Source organism: Moorena sp. SIO4A1 (assembly GCF_010672065.1).
Lineage (GTDB): Bacteria > Cyanobacteriota > Cyanobacteriia > Cyanobacteriales > Coleofasciculaceae > Moorena.
Window position 1 is genome coordinate 1 of the sequence record NZ_JAAHHX010000506.1, and the last position, 1,754, is coordinate 1,754.

Annotated in this window: 2 protein-coding genes and 1 pseudogene; 1 reads left to right on the plus strand and 2 read right to left on the minus strand. The window is 43.4% G+C overall.

Annotation, left to right across the window (positions count from 1 at the left end; genetic code table 11):
• Both F6K53_RS39975 and F6K53_RS39980 read right to left on the minus strand, forming a co-directional pair.
• A partial coding sequence (locus F6K53_RS39975; RefSeq protein ID WP_293085597.1) for a transposase occupies positions 1 to 1,052 on the minus strand: 1,052 nt, incomplete at its 3' end.
• A gap of 149 nt (positions 1,053 to 1,201) precedes the next feature.
• A complete protein-coding gene (locus F6K53_RS39980; protein ID WP_293085600.1) occupies positions 1,202 to 1,525 on the minus strand; it encodes a hypothetical protein in 324 nt (107 codons plus the stop codon).
• A gap of 75 nt (positions 1,526 to 1,600) precedes the next feature.
• Between F6K53_RS39980 and F6K53_RS39985 the strand changes: the two are divergent.
• Positions 1,601 to 1,754, plus strand: a pseudogene (locus F6K53_RS39985) (redoxin domain-containing protein); the annotation flags it as partial.

Consider the following 1,754-nt stretch of genomic DNA (forward strand, 5'->3'; position numbering starts at 1 on the left):
TTGTGGTCTCTGTCTAACTGGCAGCCACATTTACAAATATGGGTTCTAGTTGATAGAGACTTTTTAACCACTTCACCACAGTTGGAACAACTTTGACTCGTGTAGGCGGGGTTCACTGCAACAGTTATCCTGCCAAACTTTAGACCAAAATATTCCAACCATTCTCGAAATTGATACCAACCTGCATCATTAATAGATTTGGCAAGACAGTGGTTTTTAACCATATTACGAACCCTCAAATCTTCATAGGCGACCAGGTCGTTAGACCGGATTACGCAGCGCGCCAATCTCTTAGCGTGCTCATGGCGTTGCCTACTTATTCTAAGGTGTGTCCTACCTAGTCTATTAATTGCTTTTTTACGGTTAGCAGAGCCTTTCTTTTTTCGATCAACTCGACGTTGATAAAACTTTAAACGTTTTTCCCCTTTTCGGTAAAATCGTGGGTTAGGTTCTGAGTATCCATCAGAGTCTGTGTAAAACTCCTTTAAGCCAACGTCCAATCCAATAGTAAACCCAGTGGCTTCTAGTTGTTCTTGGTTCTCTACTTTCACACAGAACTGGACATAATAGCCATTAGCTCTCTGGACAATCCGAACTCGTTTTATTAGCTTCTGGTCGAATCTCCATAAGTCCCAGGTACCCTTGAGCTTGACTTTTCCGATACCCTTCTTGTCGGTGAATTTTATGGACTTCTTATCTGGGGATAACTTCCATCCAGATTGCTTATACTCCACTGACCTAGAATGTTTCTTGAAACGAGGATAACCCTTCTTTCCAGGAATTTTCTTTTTGCAGTTATCAAAGAAACGTTTTATAGCGCGTTCTACGTTCTCAACAGAGGCTTGGCAAGCATGACTATTGAGGTCTTTAACAAATTCAAACTCTTCCCTTAATTGAGTGTTGTATCGATAGAGTTCTTTCTTCCCTGTTCCACGATTGTCCATCCAGTACCGAAGTACCTTGTTACGGACAAAACGAGCCGTTCTAATAGCTTCATTTATCGCTAATTTTTGAGGCTCTTTTAGGACAGCTTTGAACTCCATAACCAACACTTAAAATCACCTCCAAGGTATTGATGCATTGCTTTCTATTATAGTGGATATTCTAGCATGAAAGTTACCGAGCAGTTAGGGAATAAATTCCTGCTCGGGCTAACCCCATGGATAGAATCGGTGGGGCGTTGCGCCCTCAGGGTCTTCGGTCATTCCCATTCATCATCGGTAACGGCTGGCACCAGAATTTTCCGTTGCTTTTTGATTACCTCTTCCAAACAACTACCTCTAGGAAGTTGATCTATTATACCACGTTTTTTTGGTGGTTTGGTTATTTGGTTGAACGCGATCGCGTGGCCAATAGGCCAAGGTTGGTTGGTTGAACGCGATCGCGTGGCCAATAGGCCAAGGTTGGTTGGTTGAAGATTGGTTGGTTGGTTGAACGCGATCGCGTAGCCAATAGGCCAAGATTGGTTGGTTGAAGGTTGGTTGGTTGAAGGTTGGTTGTTCCCATAGCGTGGCCGAAAGGTCAAGGTTGTTGGGATCTGATATGGTAGGCAAGGTTAGAAGAATATCAGTTTTGAGCGCAATAGTTTAGGAGTGAAACCATGGCACTAGTTAATTCGACAATGTTGCCCTTAGGTACCAAAGCACCAGAGTTTCAGTTACCGGATGCAGTGTCTGGCGAGACGATTTCCTTAGAGACCTTTGCCGGTAAGCAGGGGTTACTGGTAATGTTTATCTGCCGTCATTGTCCTTTTG